The organism is Burkholderia sp. MSh2 (genome assembly GCF_000731655.1).
Taxonomy (GTDB): Bacteria; Pseudomonadota; Gammaproteobacteria; order Burkholderiales; family Burkholderiaceae; genus Burkholderia; species Burkholderia paludis.
Genome location: NZ_JPGM01000021.1, coordinates 22951 through 44434 on the forward strand (window position 1 = coordinate 22951; position 21484 = coordinate 44434).

At 67.4% G+C, this 21484-nt stretch carries 17 protein-coding genes; 4 read left to right on the top strand and 13 right to left on the bottom strand.

Going from position 1 to position 21484, the window contains the following annotated elements; genetic code table 11:
- Nucleotides 1-45: 45 nt before the first annotated feature.
- On the bottom strand, nucleotides 46-1017 hold the full coding sequence (locus tag GQ57_RS14140; RefSeq protein ID WP_031399882.1) for a dipeptidase: 972 nt from the start codon (nucleotides 1015-1017) through the stop codon (nucleotides 46-48).
- Nucleotides 1018-1048: 31 nt separating this feature from the next.
- Entirely contained in the window at nucleotides 1049-2323 is a 1275-nt protein-coding gene (locus tag GQ57_RS14145; protein ID WP_031399883.1) for a serine hydroxymethyltransferase, read from the bottom strand.
- Between the two features lie 448 nt (nucleotides 2324-2771).
- Here GQ57_RS14145 and GQ57_RS14150 point away from each other — a divergent pair, with 448 nt between their 5' ends.
- Nucleotides 2772-3797 (top strand): GlxA family transcriptional regulator, encoded by a 1026-nt coding sequence (locus GQ57_RS14150; RefSeq protein WP_031399884.1) that lies wholly within the window; start codon nucleotides 2772-2774, stop codon nucleotides 3795-3797.
- Nucleotides 3798-4171: 374 nt separating this feature from the next.
- On the opposite strand, the gene fdhA is transcribed toward GQ57_RS14150, so the two are convergent.
- The 8 genes from fdhA to GQ57_RS14190 all read right to left on the bottom strand — a co-directional run bounded on the left by fdhA (nucleotide 4172) and on the right by GQ57_RS14190 (nucleotide 14027).
- Complete coding sequence (gene fdhA / locus GQ57_RS14155) at nucleotides 4172-5368, bottom strand: formaldehyde dehydrogenase, glutathione-independent (protein ID WP_034198174.1); 1197 nt, start codon at nucleotides 5366-5368, stop codon at nucleotides 4172-4174.
- A 241-nt stretch (nucleotides 5369-5609) separates the two neighbouring features.
- Nucleotides 5610-6800, bottom strand: a complete 1191-nt coding sequence (locus tag GQ57_RS14160) for an HlyD family secretion protein (protein ID WP_034198175.1) — start codon at nucleotides 6798-6800, stop codon at nucleotides 5610-5612.
- On the bottom strand, nucleotides 6800-8626 hold the full coding sequence (locus tag GQ57_RS14165) for an efflux transporter outer membrane subunit (protein WP_034198176.1): 1827 nt from the start codon (nucleotides 8624-8626) through the stop codon (nucleotides 6800-6802). Before GQ57_RS14165 ends, GQ57_RS14160 begins: the two co-directional genes overlap by 1 nt.
- A gap of 8 nt (nucleotides 8627-8634) precedes the next feature.
- The gene (locus GQ57_RS14170) at nucleotides 8635-9573 is read right to left on the bottom strand and encodes a glycosyltransferase family 2 protein (RefSeq protein WP_034198177.1); all 939 of its coding nucleotides are present in this window, start codon (nucleotides 9571-9573) and stop codon (nucleotides 8635-8637) included.
- Nucleotides 9574-9583: 10 nt separating this feature from the next.
- Nucleotides 9584-11179 (bottom strand): DHA2 family efflux MFS transporter permease subunit, encoded by a 1596-nt coding sequence (locus GQ57_RS14175; protein ID WP_034198178.1) that lies wholly within the window; start codon nucleotides 11177-11179, stop codon nucleotides 9584-9586.
- Complete coding sequence (locus tag GQ57_RS14180) at nucleotides 11176-12459, bottom strand: glycosyltransferase (protein ID WP_034198179.1); 1284 nt, start codon at nucleotides 12457-12459, stop codon at nucleotides 11176-11178. The genes GQ57_RS14175 and GQ57_RS14180 overlap by 4 nt, the downstream gene beginning before the upstream one ends.
- 16 nt (nucleotides 12460-12475) lie before the next feature.
- On the bottom strand, nucleotides 12476-13045 hold the full coding sequence (locus tag GQ57_RS14185) for a methyltransferase family protein (protein ID WP_034198180.1): 570 nt from the start codon (nucleotides 13043-13045) through the stop codon (nucleotides 12476-12478).
- A 76-nt stretch (nucleotides 13046-13121) separates the two neighbouring features.
- On the bottom strand, nucleotides 13122-14027 hold the full coding sequence (locus GQ57_RS14190) for an alpha/beta fold hydrolase (protein ID WP_031399892.1): 906 nt from the start codon (nucleotides 14025-14027) through the stop codon (nucleotides 13122-13124).
- A 721-nt stretch (nucleotides 14028-14748) separates the two neighbouring features.
- Between GQ57_RS14190 and betI the strand changes: the two genes are divergently transcribed.
- Genes betI through betA form a run of 3 tightly spaced genes read left to right on the top strand, consistent with a single transcriptional unit; the run spans nucleotide 14749 to nucleotide 18561 of the window.
- Nucleotides 14749-15333, top strand: coding sequence for a transcriptional regulator BetI (gene betI, locus GQ57_RS14195; RefSeq protein ID WP_031399893.1), 585 nt, complete (start codon nucleotides 14749-14751; stop codon nucleotides 15331-15333).
- Nucleotides 15334-15365: 32 nt separating this feature from the next.
- The gene (betB, locus tag GQ57_RS14200; protein WP_034198181.1) at nucleotides 15366-16835 is read left to right on the top strand and encodes a betaine-aldehyde dehydrogenase; all 1470 of its coding nucleotides are present in this window, start codon (nucleotides 15366-15368) and stop codon (nucleotides 16833-16835) included.
- 25 nt (nucleotides 16836-16860) lie between these two features.
- Nucleotides 16861-18561 (top strand): choline dehydrogenase, encoded by a 1701-nt coding sequence (gene betA, locus GQ57_RS14205; RefSeq protein WP_034198182.1) that lies wholly within the window; start codon nucleotides 16861-16863, stop codon nucleotides 18559-18561.
- Nucleotides 18562-19196: 635 nt separating this feature from the next.
- Here the strand turns inward: betA and GQ57_RS14210 are convergent.
- The 3 genes from GQ57_RS14210 to GQ57_RS14220 are packed head-to-tail and all read right to left on the bottom strand — an operon-like array spanning nucleotide 19197 to nucleotide 21428.
- A complete protein-coding gene (locus GQ57_RS14210) occupies nucleotides 19197-19781 on the bottom strand; it encodes a dual specificity protein phosphatase family protein (RefSeq protein ID WP_052001316.1) in 585 nt (194 codons plus the stop codon).
- Between the two features lie 13 nt (nucleotides 19782-19794).
- A complete protein-coding gene (locus tag GQ57_RS14215) occupies nucleotides 19795-20289 on the bottom strand; it encodes a hypothetical protein (RefSeq protein WP_031399897.1) in 495 nt (164 codons plus the stop codon).
- Nucleotides 20286-21428, bottom strand: a complete 1143-nt coding sequence (locus GQ57_RS14220; protein WP_031399898.1) for an MGDG synthase family glycosyltransferase — start codon at nucleotides 21426-21428, stop codon at nucleotides 20286-20288. Before GQ57_RS14220 ends, GQ57_RS14215 begins: the two co-directional genes overlap by 4 nt.
- Nucleotides 21429-21484: the final 56 nt, after the last annotated feature.

The window sequence follows — 21484 nt, forward strand, 5'->3', positions numbered from 1 at the left end:
CTTGTGTCGAATCGCTGGCGGTGAAGCGGTTGGCGGATGCGACGCTTACGCGCCCCACACGTCCTTGAACACGCGCACCCAGTTCTCGCCCATGATTTTGCGGATGCGCGACTCCTTCCAGCCGTGGCGCTCCATCGCGGCGGTCAGGTTCGGGAATTCGCCGATCGTGCGGATGCCGTCCGGGTTGATCACCTTGCCGAAGTTCGTCAGTTGGCGATAGCGGCCCTTGTCGTGCGTCAGCATGTCGAAGAATTCCTTCGCGAAATCCTGCGTGAAGTCGGTGCCGATGCCGACCGCGTCCTCGCCGATCAGGTTCACGACGTAGTCGATCGCCTCGATGTAGTCGTCGATATTCGCCTCGATCCCACGCTTCAGGAACGGCGCGAACATCGTCACGCCGACGAAGCCGCCCGCATCGGCGATCTCCTTCAGCTGTTCGTCGCTCTTGTTGCGCGGGTGCTCCTTCAGGCCCGACGGCAGGCAGTGCGAATAGCACACCGGCTTCTTCGAGAACGCGATCGCTTCCGACGACGTATTGCCGCCCACGTGCGACAGGTCGACCATGATGCCGACGCGGTTCATCTCGGTGATCACTTCGCGGCCGAAGTCCGACAGCCCGCCGTCGCGTTCGTAGCAGCCGGTGCCGACCAGGTTCTGCGTGTTGTAGCAGAGCTGCACGACGCGCACGCCCATGTCGGCGAACGCTTCGATGTAGCCGAGGTTGTCCTCGAACGCGTGCGCGTTCTGGAAGCCGAGGATGATCCCGGTCCTGCCTTCCTTCTTCGCGCGGAAGATGTCTTCCGTCGTGCGTACCAGCGTCAGCAGCTCGCCGTTGTCGCGGATCTTCTTCTTCATCACGCCGATGTTGTCGACGGTCTTGGTGAAGTTCTCCCACACCGACACCGTGCAGTTCGCGGCCGTGATGCCGCCGAGTCGCATGTCCTCGAACACGGGTTTCTCGAACTTCGAGATGTTCAGGCCGTCGATGATGATGCTGTCTTGATGCAGCGTGCTCATGGGGTGCTCCAGTATTGTCGGGTCGGTCGGATCAATAGATCGGGAAGCGTTCGCACAACGCGAAGATTTCCCGGCGCACGCGCTGCTCCGTCGCGTGGTCGCCTTCCGGGTTCGCGCGCAGCGCGTCGAACACTTCCAGGATCAGGCGGCCCACTTCGCGGAATTCCGCCACGCCGAAGCCGCGCGTCGTGCCGGCCGGCGTACCGAGGCGGATGCCGGACGTGACGGTCGGCTTCTCGGTGTCGAACGGAATGCCGTTCTTGTTGCAGGTGATGCCCGCGCGCTCCAGCGCCTGCTCGACCGGCGCGCCCTTCAGGCCCTTCGGGCGCAGGTCGACCAGCAGCAGGTGGTTGTCGGTGCCGCCCGTGACGAGATCGACGCCGCCGGCCTTCAGCACTTCGCCGAGCGCCTGCGCGTTCGCGAGCACGTTGTCGATGTAGGTCTTGAAGTCCGCATGCAGCACCTCGCCGAACGCGACGGCCTTGCCGGCGATCACGTGCATCAGCGGGCCGCCCTGCAAGCCGGGGAACACGGCCGAGTTGATCTTCTTCGCGATCTCCTCGTCGTTGGTCAGCACGAAGCCGCCGCGCGGGCCGCGCAGCGTCTTGTGGGTGGTCGACGTGACGACGTGCGCATGGTCGACCGGGTTCGCGTGGCGGCCCGCGGCGATCACGCCGGCGATGTGCGCCATGTCGACCATCAGCTTCGCGCCGACGCTGTCGGCAATCTTGCGGAAGCGCGCGAAATCGAGCGCGCGCGGGTATGCCGAGAAGCCGGCGATGATCAGGTTCGGCTTGTGCTGGTGCGCGAGTTCCTCGACCTGGTCGTAGTCGATCAGCAGCGTGTCGCGGTTCACGCCGTACTGGACCGCGTTGAACCACTTGCCCGACAGCGCCGGCTTCGCGCCGTGCGTCAGGTGGCCGCCCGCATCGAGCGACATGCCGAGCACCGTGTCGCCCGGCTTCGCCAGCGCGAGCATCACCGCGCCGTTCGCCTGCGCGCCCGAGTGCGGCTGCACGTTCGCGTAGCCGGCGTTGAAGATCTGCTTTACGCGGTCGATCGCGAGCGCCTCGACTTCGTCGGCGAATTCGCAGCCGCCGTAGTAGCGCTTGCCGGGATAGCCTTCCGCATACTTGTTGGTCAGCACCGAGCCCTGCGCCTCGAGCACGGCGCGCGACACGATGTTTTCCGACGCGATCAGCTCGACCTGCGACTGCTGACGCTCGAGTTCCTTCAGGATGGCGCTGCGTACCGGCGCGTCACGCTCGGCAAGGGGCTGCGAGAAGAAAGGCTGGGTGTTCGACATAGGGCGTCCGTGACGAAGAATAAAGGGCTGCAACCGAAGCTCGAGGCCCGCCCTGCCTGGGGTTTCCGTACGTCCCGTGCAAGGCTGCCGACGGCTCTATTCTTGTCGTTCGGATTTTCGGCGGATTGATGAATTTAGACGCGTTCTTTGCCTTTTCCGCCATGCGCGTCCGTTTTATACAAGTGACCGGTCGTGCTTTTCCGGACGACCGGGCACCCCGCCGCCGCCGGTTCATCCGTGAACAGGCACGCCGGCGGTGCGGCTGCCGCCCGCTCGGGGTGCAGCGCGTCACGAATACGGTGCAGCGCAGCATGCGGCTTTCGGCCAGACAACGTATGGAGCTAGGGTTTAGCCGTATGGCACGCTTGTTGCGCTGGCTCACACAATACCGCTGCCCGATCCGTGCCTCCCGGGCGTAAAGCTATTAGAGATTCTAGGAACGCTCCCCATGTCGCCCGACCGCACAGCGTCGCTGTCCCACTTCGCGTTCATGCCGTTGCCGAATTTCACGATGATCGCGTTCACCAATGCGATCGAGGTGCTTCGGATGGCGAACTACCTGAGCGGCCAGCCGCTCTACCGCTGGTCGATCATCAGCCCGGAGGGCGGACCGGTCACGGCGAGCAACGGCCTGACGGTCGACACGGGCCCGGCGGAATGCGTGGGGCAGCCGGACATCGTGTTCGTGTGCGGCGGCGTCGACGTGCAGCGCGCGACCACGCCGGCCCACCTGTCGACGCTGCGTCGCTTCGCGCGTGCGGGCATCCCGCTCGGCAGCCTGTGCACGGGCACCTATGCACTCGCGAAATCGGGGCTGCTCGCGGGCTACGCGTGCGCGATCCACTGGGAAAACATGTCGGCGCTGAAGGAGGAGTTTCCCGACACGCGCTTCCTGAAGGAACTGTTCGTGATCGACCGCGACCGCATCACGTGCACGGGGGGCGTCGCACCGCTCGACATGATGCTGAACCTGATCGCCGCGCGGGTGGGCACCGCGCGCGTCACGCAGATCGCCGAGCAGTTCATCGTCGAACACGTGCGCGACACGAGCGCGCAGCAACGCATGCCGCTGGTCGCGCGCCTCGGCTCGGCGAACAAGTCGCTGTTCGAAGTGATCTCGCTGATGGAGAACAACATCGAGGAGCCGCTGTCGCGCGAGGAACTCGCACGGCTCGCGAACATGTCGCAGCGGCAACTGCAGCGCCTGTTCCGCGAGCATCTGGGGATGACGCCGACGCACTACTACCTGACGCTGCGGCTGCGCCGCGCGCGCGAACTGCTGCTGCAGACCGACATGTCGATCATGCACATCACGATGGCGTGCGGCTTCCAGTCGGCGTGCCACTTCAGCAAGAGCTATCGCGACGCGTTCGGCGTCGCGCCGACCCGCGAACGCCGCAAGCAGGTCGCGCCGCTGGCGCAGGGCGCGGCGAGCAGCAGCCCGTCGTATCCAGCACTGGCGATCCATGCGTGAAGCGCAATTCGTGCTCTCGTGAGAAAGCGACCTGCCGGGTCGCTTTTTTTGCGTGGGCGATGGATTGCCGAGACTTTCTCGCAGGCACCCGCCCTGGGCGATTCATTTTTCCAGACCGGACTTCGTCGCGCGGCACGTAGCGATCGCGTGCCGTGCTGCCGTCGCCGGCGTGCATGCCCGACTCTTCGGCGCGTTCATTCCGTTCGTCCGGCTCTGACGGCTGGATTCCGGTGGAAGTCGTTCGCTGCTTGTCCTGATCCGCATTCGCCGATGCGTTCGCGGCAAGCGACGAGTTGATCCGGCGCAGCAACGAAAACGGGCGGCCCGTTTCCGGCGCCGCCCGTCCTGCATCTTGCGTATCGAACGCTAGCGCATCACGCTGCCAGCAACCCGTGCGGGTCGATGACGAACTTGCGCGGCGCGCCGCCGTCGAACTTCTTGTAGCCCTCGGGCGCCTGGTCGAGCGAGATCACCTCGACGTTGACGATCTTCGCGATCGGCAGCCGGTCGAACAGGATCGCCTGCATCAGGTTGCGGTTGTACTTCAGCACCGGCGTCTGGCCCGTGAAGAACGAATGCGACTTCGCCCAGCCGAGGCCGAAGCGGATGCTCAGGCTGCCGTGCTGCGCGGCCTTGTCCTTCGCGCCCGGATCGTCCGTCACGTACAGGCCCGGGATGCCGATCGCGCCGGCCGGCCGCGTGATTTCCATCAGCGAGTTCAGCACCGTGGCGGGCGCCTCCTCCGCGTGGCCCGACGAACCGTGGCCGTGCGCCTCGAAGCCGACGCAGTCGACCGCGCAGTCGATCTCGGGCACGCCGAGGATCTGCTCGATCTGTTCGCCGAGCGACGCATCCTTCGACAGGTCGACCGTCTCGAAGCCCATCGCCTTCGCATGCGCGAGGCGTTCGGCGTTCATGTCGCCGACGATCGTCACGGCCGCGCCGAGCAGGCGCGCCGACGCGGCCGCCGCCATCCCGACCGGGCCCGCGCCCGCGATATAGACCGTCGAGCCCGGCTTCACGCCCGCGCTCACCGCACCGTGATAGCCGGTCGGCAGGATGTCGGACAGGCAGGTCAGGTCGCGGATCTTCGCCATGGCCTGGTCGCGGTCCGGGAATTTCAGCAGGTTGAAATCCGCATACGGCACGAGCACGTACTCGGCCTGACCGCCGATCCAGCCGCCCATGTCGACGTAACCGTATGCGCCGCCCGCGCGTGCCGGGTTCACGTTCAGGCACACGCCGGTATGCGTGTCCTTGCACATCGCGCAGCGACCGCACGCGACGTTGAACGGCACCGACACGAGATCGCCGAGCTTCAGCGTCTCGACGTCGCGGCCGATCTCGACCACTTCGCCGGTGATCTCGTGACCGAGCACGAGGCCGACCGGCGCGGTCGTGCGGCCGCGCACCATGTGCTGGTCCGACCCGCAGATGTTCGTGCTCACCACTTTCAGGATCACGCCGTGGCCGATCGCGCGGCCGCTCGGGTCGACCATCTTCGGATAATCGATTTTCTGGACTTCGACCTGGCCCGGCCCAAGATAGACGACACCTCGATTGCTGCTCATCGTATTGTCTCCATGTCTCGTTGGATCGCGCGGCGGTGCGCCGGCCCATGCGGCGCACACGCAACGTGCTGTTCGAGAGTAGTCCGGGAGGCGGGGGCGCCGATGTCTCAAACGCGACACGCGCTTGAACGGCGCCGACATCGATGGCGGGAATGAGAAAGTCGGGTGGGCGGCGGCGGGCAGACTGAAAGGCGGGCACGCATCGCCGGACTTGCCGGCCCTGCCCCCGTTCCGGTGGATGTCACCCGCCCTGATTCTCGCGAATGACCGCGGCAGCCGCCGCTTCCGCTTCGCTCGCCACCCCGTCATGCACGCGCGTGCTGACGGCCGGCGTCGGCGCCTCGCTGTCGAGCGCGTGGCCGTTGCGGTCGTGCGTGTCGACCGTCGCTCGCATCGACAGCCCGACGCGCAACGGATGCGCGGCGAGATCGCGCGGATCGATCGCGATCACCACCGGCACGCGCTGCACGACCTTGATCCAGTTGCCAGCCGCATTCTGCGACGGCAGCATCGAGAACGCGCTGCCGGTGCCGGCCGAGAAGCCCTGCACGCGGCCGCGATAGGTCACGCGCGAGCCGTAAAGATCCGATGCGACCTCGACCGGCTGCCCGATGCGCATGTGGCGGATCTGCCCTTCCTTGAAATTCGCCTCGATCCACAGCCGGTCGAGCTGCACGATCGACATCAGCGGCACGCCGGGCCCGACCTGCTGGCCGGCCTGCACCGAGCGCTGACCAATCGTGCCGTCGACCGGCGCAACGATCGTCGTGCGCTTCAGGTTCCGGTACGCGAGCCTGAACTGCGCGGCGGCCTGCACGACGGCCGGGCTTTCGGCGACGGGCAGCTTGCTGCCGAGCGCGCGCGCCGCGTCGAGCTGCGCCTGCGCGGCCGCGAGATTCGCCTGTGCGCCGACGACCGCCGCGCGCGCCCTGGCCAGTTCCTCGGGCGCGACGATCTCGACCGATGCGCCCGAGCGTGCGGCGAGCGCGCGCTGCGCCAGCGACAGGTCGGCTTGCCGCGCGTTCACGGCCGCGACATACATCGCGTTCGATATCCTCGCGTTCGCGACCTGCCGCACGGCCTGCGCGAGCTGCGCCTTCGCCTGCGCGAACGCGACGGACGCCTCGGTGTCGTCGAGCTTCACGAGCGTCTGCCCGGCGCGCACGGCCTGCGTATCGGCGACCACCACGTCGGTCACGGCGCCCGGGATCTGCGCGGCGACCTGCACGATGCTGCCCGCGACGTACGCATCGTCGGTGTCCTCGTAGTAGCGGTCGCTCAGAAACCAGTAGGCGATCCACGCGAGCGCGGCCAGCAGCACGACCGCGAGGAACACGGTGAAGCGCTTGCGGCGGGTCGCCCGGCGCGCGTCGAGTGCGGGGTCGTTCAGCGCGGCCGGCGGCGCAACGGTATGAAGGTTGTCGTGGTGCATCAGTCGCTTTGCGTAACGATCAGACGATCGTGCTGGAACAATGGAATCGGCGGTATGACCGACTGGCTCGGCACCGGAATCGCGGCCGCCGTGCGGGCGAGAACGGGGGTGCCGCGAGGCGACGTGCCGGGAACCGGCGCGCTTGCGGTGGCGTCGCGCCGCACGGATCCGACGCTCGCGGCAGCCACGGCCGGCGGCTCCACCGGCGGCCGGCTCGCGGTCGCGGCCGTCGGCTCACGCGCGGCCAACGTCGCGGCCGGTTCGGGTGCGCCGGTCGCCGCGCCACGCGCGGCCGCCCCGCTGCGCGCCCGATGCGCGGCCGGCGCCTGCGCAACCGTCGCGCCCGCATCGAACCCGCCGCCCAGCGCGCCGATCAGCCCGACCCGCAGCGTCCGCTGCCGGCCGAGCAACGCGATCATCTGCGCACGCTCGTCGATCAGCGTGAGATCCGCGACGTCCACATCCTTCTGCATCAGCACGCCGCGCCGGTGACGGTCGGTCGCGATCTCCACGATCTTCTGCGCGGCGGCAACCGCCTCTTGCTGCTGCGCGACGAGCGTCTGCGACGTCCGCAGCGACGTGACGAGCTGCGCGACCTGCCCGAGCGCGTCGTCGACGGTCTTGTTGTACATCCCGATCGCCACGTCGGCCTGCGCGACGTCCGCGCCGAGCTTCGCCTTCAGCCGGCCCCGGTCGAATACCGGCAGCGAGATCGCCGGGCCGACCGAACCGGCGAGTGCATCGCGCGAGAACAACGACGCGGGCGTCAATGCGAACACGCCGCCGAGCGCGACGAGATTCACGTCCGGATAGAACTGCGCACGCGTCGAGTCAGCATTCGCGAAGGCGGCTTCGACGCGCAGCCGCGCCGCGACGATGTCGGGCCGGCGGCCGAGCAGGCCGGCCGGCAGCCGCGCGGGCAGCCCGCCGCCCGCGAACGCGCCGACGCGCGGCCGCTGCAGCGCAAGCCCGCGCTCGGGGCCGCGGCCCGACAGCACGCCGAGCTGCAGTTGCGCGAGCTTGATCTGTTCGTCGGTCAGCGCGATCTGCGCGAGCAGCTTGCTGCGCCTGATCGACGCGTCGCTGGCGTCGTACGCGTTGTCGAGCCCGCGCGCGGTGCGCTCGCGCAGCACGGTCGTCACGCGCTGGCTGACCGTCAGCTTCTGCTGCAGCAGATCCTGCGTCGCATACGCCTGGTCGAGCTGGCAATACACGGTGACGATCGCGACCGCCAGCGTGAGCCGCACCTGCTCGGCTTCGACCCGCGCCGCCTCGCGCAGCGACATCAGGCTCTTCGTCGCGGCGCGGTTCTTGCCCCACAGGTCGAGCTGGTAGTTCAGCCCGACGAACACCGACGACGGCGATACGTTCGGATCGCCGAAGATCTCGACCGGCACGCGATAGCCGCCGACCGACACGTTGGCGACGTCGTCGCCCGGCTTCGGCATCCGCGCGCGGCTGACCGTCGCGCCGGCGGTGCCCGTCAGCCCCGTCAGCGAATCGAACTGCTGGAGCTGCGCCTGCGCGATCCGCAGCCGCGCCTGCGCGACCTGCAGGTCCGGGTTGTTCCGCGCCGCCTCGGCCACCAGCGTATCGAGCTGGGGATCCTGGAGCTGCTTCACCCAGTCGGGCGCGGGCCAGGTGCCGTTCGCCGTGGGGCCGGCCGTGTGCGCGAGCGCATCGGCGGCCGGCGCGCGCAGCGCCGCCGAAGGCAGGAAACCCGACGGCACGCATCCGCCCAGCGCCAGCAACGCCGCCGCTACGGCGATCATCGGACCGCCCTTCCCGCCACGCGCCGGCCCCGCCGTTTTCTTCACACGCCGCATCGCGCCCCTCACCCCTGCTGAATGCGCTGCGCGCGCGCGGCCAGACGCGGCCTTGTGCGCTCGAGCGGGCCGAGCCGGCCGAACAGGCCGTCCGCGACACCGAACAGGATGCCGGCGAGCTTCGCGCGCTTGTCCCGTTCGACGAGCGCGATCTGCACGATCTGCCACAGCGTCAGCAGGTTCGGCACGATCGCCACCGGAAAGCGCAGCCCGTACTGCATCCCGAGCTGCACCGCGTTGCGCGCGCTGTAGTAGCGCCGTTGCCACGAGTGATTCATCGACGTCATTTCAAAAGGGCCGATCGCGTGGCGCTGCTTCGCGCCGATCCGGTGCGACAGCACCAGCGACGGCACGACATAGAGCGGCACGTTGCGCGACAACGCGCGGAAGCTGTATTCGGTGTCGACGTGATCGATGAACAGCGTCTCGTCGAAGCGGCCGAGCACGCCGAACGCGTCGCGCGACACGACACAGCCCGACGAGATCAGGAACGCGCAGCGCTGCAGCGGCGCGCCCGGCTCGATGCGCAGGCGGCGCAGCCCGATCCCGTTGGTCGAGAGCTCTGGCAGGAAGCTGCGCGCGTTCTCGTCGAAGATGCGCGGGCCGGCCAGGAACGCACGCCCGGCGAGCCGCGCGCAGACATCGCGCATCGCCGGGAAATATGCGGCCGGCACCGTCGAATCCTGGTCGAACAGCGCGACGGCGTCGATGCGGTCGCGAAACAGCGCCGCGAGCCCCGCGTTGTACGCGCCCGCGATTCCACCGCGATTGCCGTGATGCAGCAGCGCGATGCCTTCGCGCGCGCACAGCCCGCTCGCGCGCGCGTCGGGCTGCGGCGTGTTGTCGACGACGAGCAGCGCGTCGCTCGCGTGCCGCCACGCACGCAGTGCGTCGAGCTGTGCATCGCTCGGGTAATACAGGATCACGAGTGCGCCGAGTGTCGCCATGTTCCTCTCCTCAATGCCCGAACGACGCCGCCGCGCCGCGCTTCGGCCGCGTCAGCCACATCATGGCCGCGAGCGCGAGACACGTCATGCTCGCCATCCAGAACATGTCGTTGGTCGCCATCATGTAGGCCTGCTGCATCACGACCTGGTGCAGCGTCGTCAGCTCGCGCACGCCGTCCACGCCCATTGCGTTCAGCGTGTGCACGAAGCGCTGCGTGTTCGCCGATGCATGCGTGACCGATTGCGACACGACGTCGTAGTGATAGGTCGCGCGGTTCTCCCACAGCGTCACGCTCATCGCGGTGCCGAACGCGGCCGACAGCGTGCGCAGGAAGTTCGACAGGCTCGACGCGGCGGCGAGCCGGTCGTCCGGAATCCGCGACAGCGTCGCGGCGGTCAGCGGAATGAAGAAGCACGGCAGCCCGATGCCCTGGATCAGCCCCGGCGCGGCAATCTGCGCGAAGGTCATCTTCAGCGTGAAATGCGCGTCCCACGCGAGCACGGCCGCGAACACGAGGAACCCGAACGTCGCGAGCACGCGCGCATCGAAGCGGTGCGCATGCAGCCCGACGAGGATCGAGAACACCAGCGCGAGCACGCCGAGCGACGCGGTCGCGAGCCCCGCGTGAAACGCGTTGTAGCCCATCACGGCCTGCATCCACAGCGGGAACACGACGCCGACCACCGAGAAGCTCATCATCCCCAGCGAGATGATCAGCACGCAGAACGAGAACGTGCGGTCCCGGAACAGGCCGAGATCGACGACGGGGTGCGCCTCGCCCGCCTCCCAGATCAGCAGCGACACGATCGAGAGCCCCGCGACCACCGCGAGCGTGACGATCAGCGGCGAATCGAACCAGCCGCGATCGTGGCCGAGGTCGAGCATCGCCTGCAGCGACCCGACGCCGATCACGAGCAGCACGATGCCCGGCACGTCGATGGAGCCGGCGGCGCCGCGTTGCGCATCGGGGCGCAGCATCGCGGTGCAAACCGCGAACGTGAACAGCCCGATCGGCAGGTTGATCAGGAAGATCCATGGCCACGAGAAGTTGTCGACGATCCAGCCGCCGACCACCGGCCCGAAGATCGGCGCGAGCAGCACCGTCATCGCCCACAGCGCGAGCGCGATCGTGCGCTTGTCGGGCGGAAACGTGCGCAGCAGGATCGTCTGCGACAGCGGCACCATCGGCCCCGAAAACAGCCCCTGCAGCGCGCGGCAGATCACCAGCACGTGCAGGTCGCGCGCGAGCCCGCACAGCAGCGACGTGAGCGTGAACAGCAGCACCGCGCCGACGAACAGCCGCAACTCGCCGACGCGGCGCGCGAGCCAGCCCGTCAGCGGCACCGCGATCGCGGCCGCGACCGAGTACGAGCTGATCACCCAGGTGCCCTGGCTGTTCGATACGCCGAGACTGCCGGAGATCGCCGGCACCGCGACGTTCGTCACGGTCGAGTCGAGCACCTCGATGAAGGTCGCGAGCGACAGCGCGAACGTCAGCAGCGCGAGCCGGATGCCGCGCACCGGTTGCGCGGCCGGCGCGGGCGCCGGCGGGTCGAACGCGGACGGCGCGGCGGGCCCGTCGCGAAGCGGCGACGCGGTGCTCATGCGCCCGCCACCGCGGCGGCGGGCCGCGCGGCCGCCTGACCGCGCGCCGGCACGAAGCGCTCGATGAAATCGGCGGCTGTATCGCAACCGTCCCGTTCGGCCGCGAGCAGTGCGCGCACGCGTGCCGCGTGCATCGTGAATGCGGATTCGCCGAGCACGCGTGCGAGCGCCGCGCCGAGCCGCGCGCCGTCCACCGGGCCGTCGACGCGCAACCCGCAGCCGCTCGCGGCGACGCGTTGCGCATTGTCGAACTGGTCGTGCGCGAACGGCGTGACAACCTGCACGACGCCGGCCTCGAACGCGAGCGACGCGGTGCCGATCCCGCCGTGATGCACGAGCGCGCGGCAACGCGGCAGCAGCGCGCGCATCGGCAGGAAGCGGCGCACGAGCAACCGGTCGTCCTGCGCCGCCGCGTCGTGCGGCGTCAGCAGGATTCCGCGCGCGCCGGTCGCGCGCAACGCGTCGGCCACCGCGCGCGCATACGCCGCGTGATCGATGTGCGTCGAACCGGCCGTCAGCACGACCGGCGGCTCGCCCGCCGCGAGAAACGCATCGAGCGCGGCATCTTCGTCGGGCGTCGCGATGTCGTTGAACAACGGAAAACCGCTTTGCAGATGATTGCGCGGCCAGTCCGGCTGCGGCGGCGCGAACCAGCCGGGAAACAGGCACAGCACGCCGTCGGTCGAATGCAGCCAGCGGCCGAGCACGCGCCGCGCAGGAGCGAGCCCGAGATCGCGGCGCACCGCGTTGAGCGCGGGGCCGCACGCGCGATCGAGCACCTGCCGCTCGATCAGCGTCATCAGCGCCGCCTTCACGGGCAGCGGCCAGCGTGCGGGAATCGTCAGGCGCGGGTGCGTGGGCGGCGCATGGGCGGACAGCAGCGTCGACGGCGACACCTGCACCGACACGTACGGCGTGCCGTGCAGCTCCTGCATGAAGCGCGCGGAGAACGCCCACAGCGTGCCGACCAGCACCGTATCGCCGTCGGTCAGCGCGCGCAGCGCGTCGTAATGCGGCCGCAGCGTCGGCGCGATCACCTGCCACAGCGTGCGGAACGACGTGCGCGGATCCCACAGCGCGGGATTCGCCATCGCGGCCTCGTATTCGGCCGCGGTGCCGATCGGCACGAAGGCGAAGCCGCCACGGCGCACGGTCGCCTCGAACGGCGCGTGCGTGCAGAACACGACGTCGTGACCGCGCGCCGCGAGCGTGCGCGCGACGCCGAGCAACGGATGCACGTCGCCCGCCGAGCCGATCGCGGTCACGATCATCTTCGCCATCGCGCGCCTCGCGGAATCAGTAGAAGCCGGGAATCAGCGCCGCGACCTCGCGGCGGTACTGCGTGTACGCCGGCCCGAAGTGCCCGGTCAGCCAGCTCTCCTCGACGCGCACCTTGTAGGCGAGCGACGCGAACACGAGCAGCACGCCGAGCGCGCCGCGCCATTCGGCGCCGATCAGCGCGGCGCCGACCAGCGCGATCAGGCAGCCGGTGTAGATCGGATGCCGCACGAGCGCGTAGGGCCCGGTGCGGATGAGCTCATGGTCGTCCTTCAGCGTGACCGACACGCTCCAGTTCGCGCCGAGATGCAACCGCGCCCACACCGAGAACAGCAGGCCGGCCACCAGCACCGCAAGCCCGCACTGCGTCTGCAGCCCGAAGCGCTGCCAGTCGGGCACGAGCGCCTGCCACGACGGATCGGGCAGGATGATCAGCGCGCCGCCGACGATCAGCGGAATCGACTGCAGCGTGCGCGAGCGCGACGCCTCCTTGCGCACGGTTGCCTTCACGCCCTGCGAAGTGGCGATCCAGTAGGCGAGCCACGCGGCCCACGGAACGACGATGGCGATGGTCTGAACGATATTCACGGCTGGCCTGCCTCGTGTGGATGGGAATTCGGATGCGCCGCGCGCGCGGGCCATGCCGGACGCGCGGCACGCGGCGTCACGACGACAGCATGGGCAGCGCCGCGGGCGCGCACGCCTGCGCGGCGGCGGCGAAGGCAATGCCGGCCGCGGCCGGCGACCCGTCGCAGAAAAAGTCGAGCAGCGCCGCACGGGTGCATTCGCGCTGCGCGCGGCCTTCGATGTCGAGGAAATGCCCGGCGTCCGGCACCGTCGCGAAGCGCGCGCGCGGCACGTGCGCGCCGAGCTGGCGCACGTCGGCGGGCGTCGTGTATTCGTCGCGCTCGCCGTTCAGGAACAGCAGCTCGCAGCCGATGTTCGAGAACTCGCTGAAATAGCGCTCGGGCTGCAGCGACAGGATCTGGTCGACGTGGAACGCGACCTGGTCCTGCTCGTCGCGCGGCAGGCGCGTGAGATACCGGTAGTTGTACAGCTTCATGATGCGCGGCAGGTAGCGGCCGACGGTGTCATTCAGGAGTTGCGCGGCCTTCAGGTTCTCGCCGGCCGCGATGTGGTCGCGGGCGCGCGTCACGTAGTCGACCATCGCGTCGTTCAGGAACGGCGAGAACGAGCAGATCGCCGCGCGCCGCACGCTCGGGCAGCCGCGCGCGAGCGCGAACAGCGACGCGACGCCGCCCCACGACACCGAGACGAGGTACGCGGGCGCGAAGCGCTCGACCAGGTACTGCAGGATCGCGGCCTCATCGTCCTTCGTCAGGATGAAGCAGCCCGGGTTGTGCTGGCGCGACTGCCCCGCGTACGGCAGGTCGAAGCAGATCGTGTTGATTCGCTCGCCGAGATACTGGACGGTCTGCCCGAACGACGCGGTCGTCGCGAGCGCACCGTTGACGAGCATCGCCGTGTCGAACGACGGGTCGAACACGTTTCGTTCGACGTAGACCTTCAGACCATTCGGCAGCGAAACCACGTGTTTTTCGGTCAGCATCGTCGTTCTCCGGTGGGCGCGGCGTATCGACGTCGCGGCATGCTGCAGGTGCGCAATGACTGCGCCGGTTTTCGCGCGCAATCCGAATCGCGCGGTTTGGCCAATGCACCGCGGCAATAACTGCGGCACCGATTCATTCCTCGTTGTGCGGGGCCATACTAATACGGACAATATTACTCACTCAAGTCATCCCAACGATGCCCTCTACTCTGTCAGGGAACAGGGGAAATTCAGATAATTTCCGTATTTTTTATGGTAGGCGGAATCCGTTCGAGGGTGCCCGCAATCGTTTGCCAGCCGCTGATGAGCCCCCGTTTTTTTTCAACAAATACACATAAAATCAATGACTTGAGAAAGTTACACCACCCGATTCAAACGAATTTTCATGAATGAATCGTGACGCAGTTTCGCGGATCGATTTCAACGCTTCACCGAATCTCACATTGCTCAATACTCTTTCATTCGGTAATCGCTTCGGAGCCTGCAACGATTAACCCGATTGATTGCCCGCTTCAAAATGCGTTTCAAACAAACTCCAGCATTTTTAATCATCTTTCAATTATTTTTCCGCACCTGCACAACACGCTGAAAAGTGCCGTCGTCACGCGTCGAATGTTGGCCTCCAACCTCCGACCCCGATTTTTTGTTGATTGAACGATCAATAAAAAACCGCTAAGCTCTCGACTTCCATGGACGGCCCGTCCGGGCGAAGGGAGTCGCGATGCCGAAAGTCGGAATGCGGGAGATTCGCCGCGCGCAGTTGATCGACGCCACGCTGCGTTCGATCGACGAGGCGGGGCTGTCCGGCACGACGCTCGCGTCGGTCGCGCAGCGCGCGAAGATCTCGACGGGCATCGTCAGCCATTACTTCGGCGACAAGGACGGCCTGCTCGAAGCGACGATGCGGCACGTGCTGCGCGATCTGTGGCAGGCCACCACGCGCCGTCGCGCGGCGGCGCGCAAGGATCCGCGCTCGCGGCTGCGTGCGATCGCCGCCGCGAACTTCGACGATACGCAGGTCAGCGCGCCCGTGATGAAGACGTGGCTCGCGTTCTGGTCGCAGAGCATGCACGACCCGATGCTCAAGCGCCTGCAGCACGTCAACACGCGGCGCCTCCATTCGAACCTGTGCGCCGAATTCGCGAAGGCGCTGCCGCGCACGAAGGCGCGTGAAGCCGCCGGCGGCCTCGCCGCGCTGATCGACGGCCTGTGGCTGCGCGGCGCGCTCGCCGGCAGCCCGATCGACACCCGGGCTGCATTGAAGCTCGCCCACGATTACATCGACCTGCTGCTCGCGTCCGCCTGACGCGTCGCGCAGTCGCCCTCAAGGAGATCCTCATGTCCGTATTCGGTTTGCAGCGCCTCTACATCGACGGCGGTTACGTCGACGCCACGAGCGGCAAGACTTTCGACACCTTCGATCCCGCCACCGGCGAACTGCTCGCGCAGGTGCAGCAGGCGAGCGCGGCCGACGTCGACCGTGCGGTCGCGTCCGCCCGCGAAGGCCAGCGCGAATGGGCGGCGATGACCGCGATGCAGCGCTCGCGCATCCTGCGCCGCGCGGTCGACCTGCTGCGCGAGCGCAACGACGAGCTCGCGGCGCTGGAAACGCGCGACACCGGCAAGCCGATCGCCGAGACGCTCGCGGTCGACATCGTCACCGGCGCGGACGTGATCGAGTACTACGCAGGCCTCGCCACCGCCATCGAAGGGCTGCAGGTGCCGCTGCGCGCCGAGTCGTTCGTCTATACGCGCCGCGAGCCGCTCGGCGTGTGCGCGGGCATCGGCGCATGGAACTACCCGATCCAGATCGCGTGCTGGAAGACGGCGCCCGCGCTCGCGGCCGGCAACGCGATGGTGTTCAAGCCGAGCGAAGTCACGCCGCTCACCGCGCTGAAGCTCGCGGAAATCTATACGGAAGCCGGCGTGCCGGCCGGCGTGTTCAACGTCGTGCAGGGCGACGGCTCGGTCGGCGCGCTGCTCACCGGCCACCCGGACATCGCGAAGGTGTCGTTCACGGGCGGCGTCGAAACGGGCAAGAAAGTGATGTCGCTGGCCGGCGCATCGTCGCTGAAGGAAGTGACGATGGAACTCGGCGGCAAGTCGCCGCTGATCGTGTTCGACGATGCGGATCTCGACCGCGCGGCCGATATCGCCGTGACCGCCAACTTCTTCAGCTCGGGCCAGGTCTGCACCAACGGCACGCGCGTGTTCGTGCACCGCTCGGTCAAGGACGCGTTCACGCAGAAGGTGCTCGAACGCGTGAAGCGCATCCGCGTGGGCAAGCCGACCGATGCCGATACCAACTTCGGCCCGCTCGTGTCGGCCGCGCAGCTCGACAAGGTGCTCGGCTTCATCGAGAGCGGCAAGGCCGAAGGCGCGAAGCTGCTCGCGGGCGGCACGCGCCTGACCGACGGCCATTTCGGCGGCGGCCAGTACGTCGCGCCGACCGTGTTCGGCGATTGCCGCGACGACATGAAGATCGTCCGCGAGGAAATCTTCGGGCCGGTGATGAGCCTCCTCGAATTCGAATCGGAGGACGAAGTGATCGCCCGCGCGAACGACACGCACTACGGCCTGGCAGCCGGCGTCGTGACCGAGAACCTGTCGCGCGCGCACCGCACGATCCATCGCCTCGAAGCCGGCATCTGCTGGATCAACACGTGGGGCGAATCGCCGGCCGAAATGCCGGTTGGCGGATACAAGCAATCCGGTGTCGGACGCGAGAACGGCATCACGACGCTCGAGCACTACACTCGGATCAAGTCGGTGCAGGTCGAGCTCGGCCGCTACAACCCGGTGTTTTGAGAATCAGACAAGGAGATTGACCGTCATGACGACACGCGAATACGACTACATCATCTGCGGCGCAGGTTCCGCGGGCAACGTGCTCGCAACGCGCCTGACGGAAGATCCGGATGTGACGGTGCTGCTGCTCGAGGCGGGCGGCCCCGACTACCGCTTCGACTTCCGCACGCAGATGCCGGCGGCGCTGGCCTATCCGCTGCAGGGCCGCCGCTACAACTGGGCATACGAAACCGACCCCGAGCCGCACATGGACAACCGCCGCATGGAGTGCGGCCGCGGCAAGGGGCTCGGCGGCTCGTCGCTGATCAACGGGATGTGCTACATCCGCGGCAACGCGCTCGATTACGACAACTGGTCGACGCACCAGGGGCTCGAGAACTGGACGTATCTCGACTGCCTGCCGTACTTCAAGAAAGCCGAGACGCGCGACGTGGGCCCGAACGACTATCACGGCGGCAACGGCCCCGTATCGGTCACGACCAGCAAGCCGGGCGCGAACCCGCTGTTCGAGGCGATGGTCGACGCGGGCGTGCAGGCCGGCTATCCGCGCACCGACGACCTGAACGGCTATCAGCAGGAAGGCTTCGGCCCGATGGACCGCACCGTCACGCCGAAGGGCCGCCGCGCCAGTACCGCGCGCGGCTATCTCGACCAGGCGAAGGTGCGGCCGAACCTCGAGATCGTCACGCATGCGCTCGCCGATCGCATCCTGTTCGACGGCAAGCGCGCATCGGGTGTCACGTACTTGCGCGGCAGCGAACGCGCGACCGTGCATGCACGCCGCGAGGTGCTCGTGTGCAGCGGCGCGATCGCGTCGCCGCAACTGCTGCAGCGCTCGGGCGTCGGCCCCGGCGCGTGGCTGAAGGAACTCGACATTCCGGTCGTGCTCGACCTGCCCGGCGTCGGCCAGAACCTGCAGGATCACCTGGAGATGTACATCCAGTACGAGTGCAAGGAGCCCGTCTCGCTGTATCCGGCGCTGAAGTGGTGGAACCAGCCGAAGATCGGCCTAGAATGGATGCTGAACGGCACCGGCCTCGGCGCGAGCAACCACTTCGAGGCGGGCGGCTTCATCCGCACGCGCGACGACGACCTGTGGCCGAACATCCAGTATCACTTCCTGCCGGTGGCGATCAACTACAACGGCTCGAACGCGATCGAGATGCACGGCTTCCAGGCGCACGTGGGCTCGATGCGCTCGCCGAGCCGCGGCCGCGTGAAGCTGCGCTCGCGCGATCCGAACGATCACCCGAGCATCCTGTTCAACTACATGGCCGAGGCGCTCGACTGGCGCGAGTTCCGCGATGCGATCCGCGCGACGCGCGAAATCATGCGGCAGCCTGCGCTCGACCGCTATCGCGGCCGCGAGCTGAACCCGGGCGCCGACTGCAGGAGCGACAAGGAACTCGACGCGTTCGTGCGGGCTCGCGCGGAGACGGCGTTCCATCCGTCGTGCTCGTGCAAGATGGGTTATGACGACATGGCCGTGGTCGATGAAGAAGGCCGCGTACACGGGCTGGAAGGGCTGCGCGTCGTCGATGCGTCGATCATGCCGATCATCACGACCGGCAACCTCAATGCGCCGACGATCATGATCGCCGAGAAGATCGCGGACAGGATTCGCGGCCGCAAGCCGCTCGCGCGCGTGGACGTGCCTTATTTCGTCGCGAACGGGGCGATGGCGCGGAATGTCGCGAAGGCGGTGAGGCAACCGGAAACGGTTTGACGACGGCGGGCGTGCTGCCCACTCATCCATGTACTGACGAAACGCCGCCGACAGGGATTGTCGGCGGCGTTTTTACGTGCCTTCGTCAACCGCTGTTCACTTCAGGGCCCACCGATCGACAGCAGCGCCTGCATCCGTGCTGCGCAGAACGAGATCGACCACCCGTTCCATCGGCTGCCCAATCCCGATCCGGTCATGTACGTGTTTCCGCACCTGGCAGGACACGCCACAGTGCTGCCGCTGTACCAGCGGGTGCAGTACGCGCTACCGGGCGAACGCCTTGGCTCAAGGAGCTTAACTCCTTAATTCTGTGTCTTATCGGCAAAAATACCCACTTAGCCACAATATATTGGAGTTAAGTAGCTTCGCGTCAAAGATGCGGTCGATCAGACCGCCTCGGGGCTACGCGAACTATCCGGGGCAGTACGGAGGCCGGATCCCGTGTTGCACGAGCACGCGACCTTGTTTGCGCCTCGTCGAAGATCGTGGTGGAGCCGACTGGCTGCTTGGACTTTGCTGCAGCTCGTCAGGTGAAGAACCTGCTACATGCCAGAAAAGTCGGGATTCTGCTGCTGCCGCGCAGACGAGCGCTGAGCGCTACGGTGACGCCGGGAGGTAGTCCTCCCGGGTCCGGCTCAGCCGTTGTTGACCTCTTGACGCAGCCGCTCGACGTCCACGCGCTTCAGGTAATTCGTGATGTTCTGCCAGACCGGATGGAACCCGTAGCCGCCGTGCTGCAGTTCGTCGAGCGCCTGCTCGCGCGTCCAGCCCTGGTACACGATCCGGTACAACGCCGACACGAGCCCCGTGCGATCGGCGCCGTGCTGGCAGTGGATCAGCACCGGGCCATCCCGGTCGGCCGTACGCAGCGCCTTCAGCGCCGCGACCATGTCTTCGTCGCGGATGTCCCATGTGTTGATCCGGATGCGCTGCATCTCGATCTGCGTGCCGGCCAGGATGGTGTCGTCCGCGTGAAACGAGCGGAAGCTGATGACCTTGCGAATGCCGAGCTTCTGCAGTTCCGGCACATCCGCGCGCGACAGCTGGGCGCTGCGGTACAGCATCGGCGTGATGCGATGCAGGTTGTTCACATGCGCATCGGTCACGCTCTGCGCCCATTTGATCGGCCGGGCGGACACCGCGGAGGCCGGGTCCGCATGCGCCGGCTGCACGAGCCCGGCAAGCGTGACGGCAAGCGCTGCAATGAAGGCGACTCTCATGTCGGTTCAGGGGTCAATGGAATGCGCGCTTGCGCTCGCGGGAAAGCATGAACAGCACGATCGCGGCGGCACTCATCGTCCAGTAGTCGGTCGGGGCCACACCCAGCCAGTGGATATGCCACGGCACGTTGGCCGGATTGAAGCGGGCGAGGCCGTAGGCCGGATTCAGCACGAACCACAGGAAATCCTCGGTCAGCCAGAACACCATGATGCACGCGATGGTCCGCCCTTCGATGCGCCACGACCACCGTCCGTTGAACACGGCCGGCAAGTGAAAGAACAGCGCGACGAACGGGAACACCCATGCGTGGTAGCCGGTCATCGGCCGCCCGCCCCAGAACAGGTCGAGCAGCCAGTGATGCTCGATGCGCCACGTCGGCAGGTTGGCCGCCCAGCCCGCGCTGCCTTCGATCTGGATCTCCACGTTCGCGAAGAAATACGCGAGCAACACGACCCACGCGACGACGAACAACGTATGGCGCGTCGGCACAAAGCGCGCGACGCTCATGCGGCGGGCTCCAGGCCCAGCACGCGATCGAGCACGAAGCGGCCGGCGAGCGGCCGGCCGAGCGGCGCGAGACGGCGGCGCATGTCGGCGAGACGCTCCGGCGCCTGCAGCAGCGCGCGGATCCGGTAGACGAGCGCATCGTCGTCGATCGCCTTCAGCGCGACACCCTGTTCGAGCAGGAAATCCGCATTGCGCTCCTCCTGGCCCGGAATCGGCGAGTTGACGATCATCGGCAACTGCATCGCGAGACATTCGGACGTCGTCAGGCCGCCCGGCTTCGTGATGACGAGGTCGGCGCAGGCCATCAGGCGTTCGACCTGCTGCGTGAAGCCCTGCGGAAACAGCCGGCCCGGATGCTGCGCGGCCAATGCCTGCAACGACGCCAGCATCGCCTTGTTCTTGCCGGCCAGCGCGATCAGCTGGAAGTCGGCATCCATCGCCAGCAGCCGCGCCGCCAGCACGTCGAGCCCGCCGAGGCCCGCGCCGCCGGACATCATCAGGAACGTCGGCCGTGCGGGATCGAGGCCGAACTCGGCCGCGCAGGCCGCGCGATCAAGCGGCTGGCCGAACGCCGGCATGATCGGGATGCCGCTGACGTGCACCGTCTCGGGCGCCATGCCGCGGGCATGCATGCGCCACGCGATCTCGTCGTTGGCCGCGAAGTAGCCGCGCATGTTCGGCACGACCCACATGCTGTGCAGGTCGAAATCGGTGACCTGCACCCACACCGGCGTATCGACGCGCGCCTTGCGGATCTCGCGCGACAACAGTTCGGCCGGCAGGAAGTGCGTGCAGATGATCGCGTCCGGGCGCTGCCGTTCGATCTCCGCGAGCAACTTCCGGCAATTGAGCCGCTCGATCGCGCGCCGGATCTTCTGCGACGGCGCGGCGGGATCGACTTCGTCGGTCTTCTGGTACAGGTAGCCCCACAGCGCCGGCTGGCTGCTGACGAGCTTGATGTAGAGATCGGTGTACAGCTTGCGGAAGCCGGTGGACACGAAATCCATCACGTCCAGGTGGGTGGCTTCGATGCCGGCGGGATGGTGGTCGGCGAACGCGCGGATCGCTTCCGCCGCCCGGGTATGGCCGGCGCCGGCGCTGACGCTCAGGAGGAGGATCTTCTTGTGTTGCTTTGACATCTGACTGACCGTTTCGATGAAGAGGGTCCGGAGGCAGGTTCGCGGCCGCACTCTCA

Bases quoted from the DNA above. Each gene is read 5' to 3' on its own strand.
- GQ57_RS14140 (WP_031399882.1), bottom strand. From the start codon at position 1,017: ATGAGCACGCTGCATCAAGACAGCATCATCATCGACGGCCTGAACATC.
- GQ57_RS14145 (WP_031399883.1), bottom strand. From the start codon at position 2,323: ATGTCGAACACCCAGCCTTTCTTCTCGCAGCCCCTTGCCGAGCGTGAC.
- GQ57_RS14150 (WP_031399884.1), top strand. From the start codon at position 2,772: ATGTCGCCCGACCGCACAGCGTCGCTGTCCCACTTCGCGTTCATGCCG.
- fdhA (WP_034198174.1), bottom strand. From the start codon at position 5,368: ATGAGCAGCAATCGAGGTGTCGTCTATCTTGGGCCGGGCCAGGTCGAA.
- GQ57_RS14160 (WP_034198175.1), bottom strand. From the start codon at position 6,800: ATGCACCACGACAACCTTCATACCGTTGCGCCGCCGGCCGCGCTGAAC.
- GQ57_RS14165 (WP_034198176.1), bottom strand. From the start codon at position 8,626: ATGCGGCGTGTGAAGAAAACGGCGGGGCCGGCGCGTGGCGGGAAGGGC.
- GQ57_RS14170 (WP_034198177.1), bottom strand. From the start codon at position 9,573: ATGGCGACACTCGGCGCACTCGTGATCCTGTATTACCCGAGCGATGCA.
- GQ57_RS14175 (WP_034198178.1), bottom strand. From the start codon at position 11,179: ATGAGCACCGCGTCGCCGCTTCGCGACGGGCCCGCCGCGCCGTCCGCG.
- GQ57_RS14180 (WP_034198179.1), bottom strand. From the start codon at position 12,459: ATGGCGAAGATGATCGTGACCGCGATCGGCTCGGCGGGCGACGTGCAT.
- GQ57_RS14190 (WP_031399892.1), bottom strand. From the start codon at position 14,027: ATGCTGACCGAAAAACACGTGGTTTCGCTGCCGAATGGTCTGAAGGTC.
- betI (WP_031399893.1), top strand. From the start codon at position 14,749: ATGCCGAAAGTCGGAATGCGGGAGATTCGCCGCGCGCAGTTGATCGAC.
- betB (WP_034198181.1), top strand. From the start codon at position 15,366: ATGTCCGTATTCGGTTTGCAGCGCCTCTACATCGACGGCGGTTACGTC.
- betA (WP_034198182.1), top strand. From the start codon at position 16,861: ATGACGACACGCGAATACGACTACATCATCTGCGGCGCAGGTTCCGCG.
- GQ57_RS14210 (WP_052001316.1), bottom strand. From the start codon at position 19,781: ATGAGAGTCGCCTTCATTGCAGCGCTTGCCGTCACGCTTGCCGGGCTC.
- GQ57_RS14215 (WP_031399897.1), bottom strand. From the start codon at position 20,289: ATGAGCGTCGCGCGCTTTGTGCCGACGCGCCATACGTTGTTCGTCGTC.
- GQ57_RS14220 (WP_031399898.1), bottom strand. From the start codon at position 21,428: ATGTCAAAGCAACACAAGAAGATCCTCCTCCTGAGCGTCAGCGCCGGC.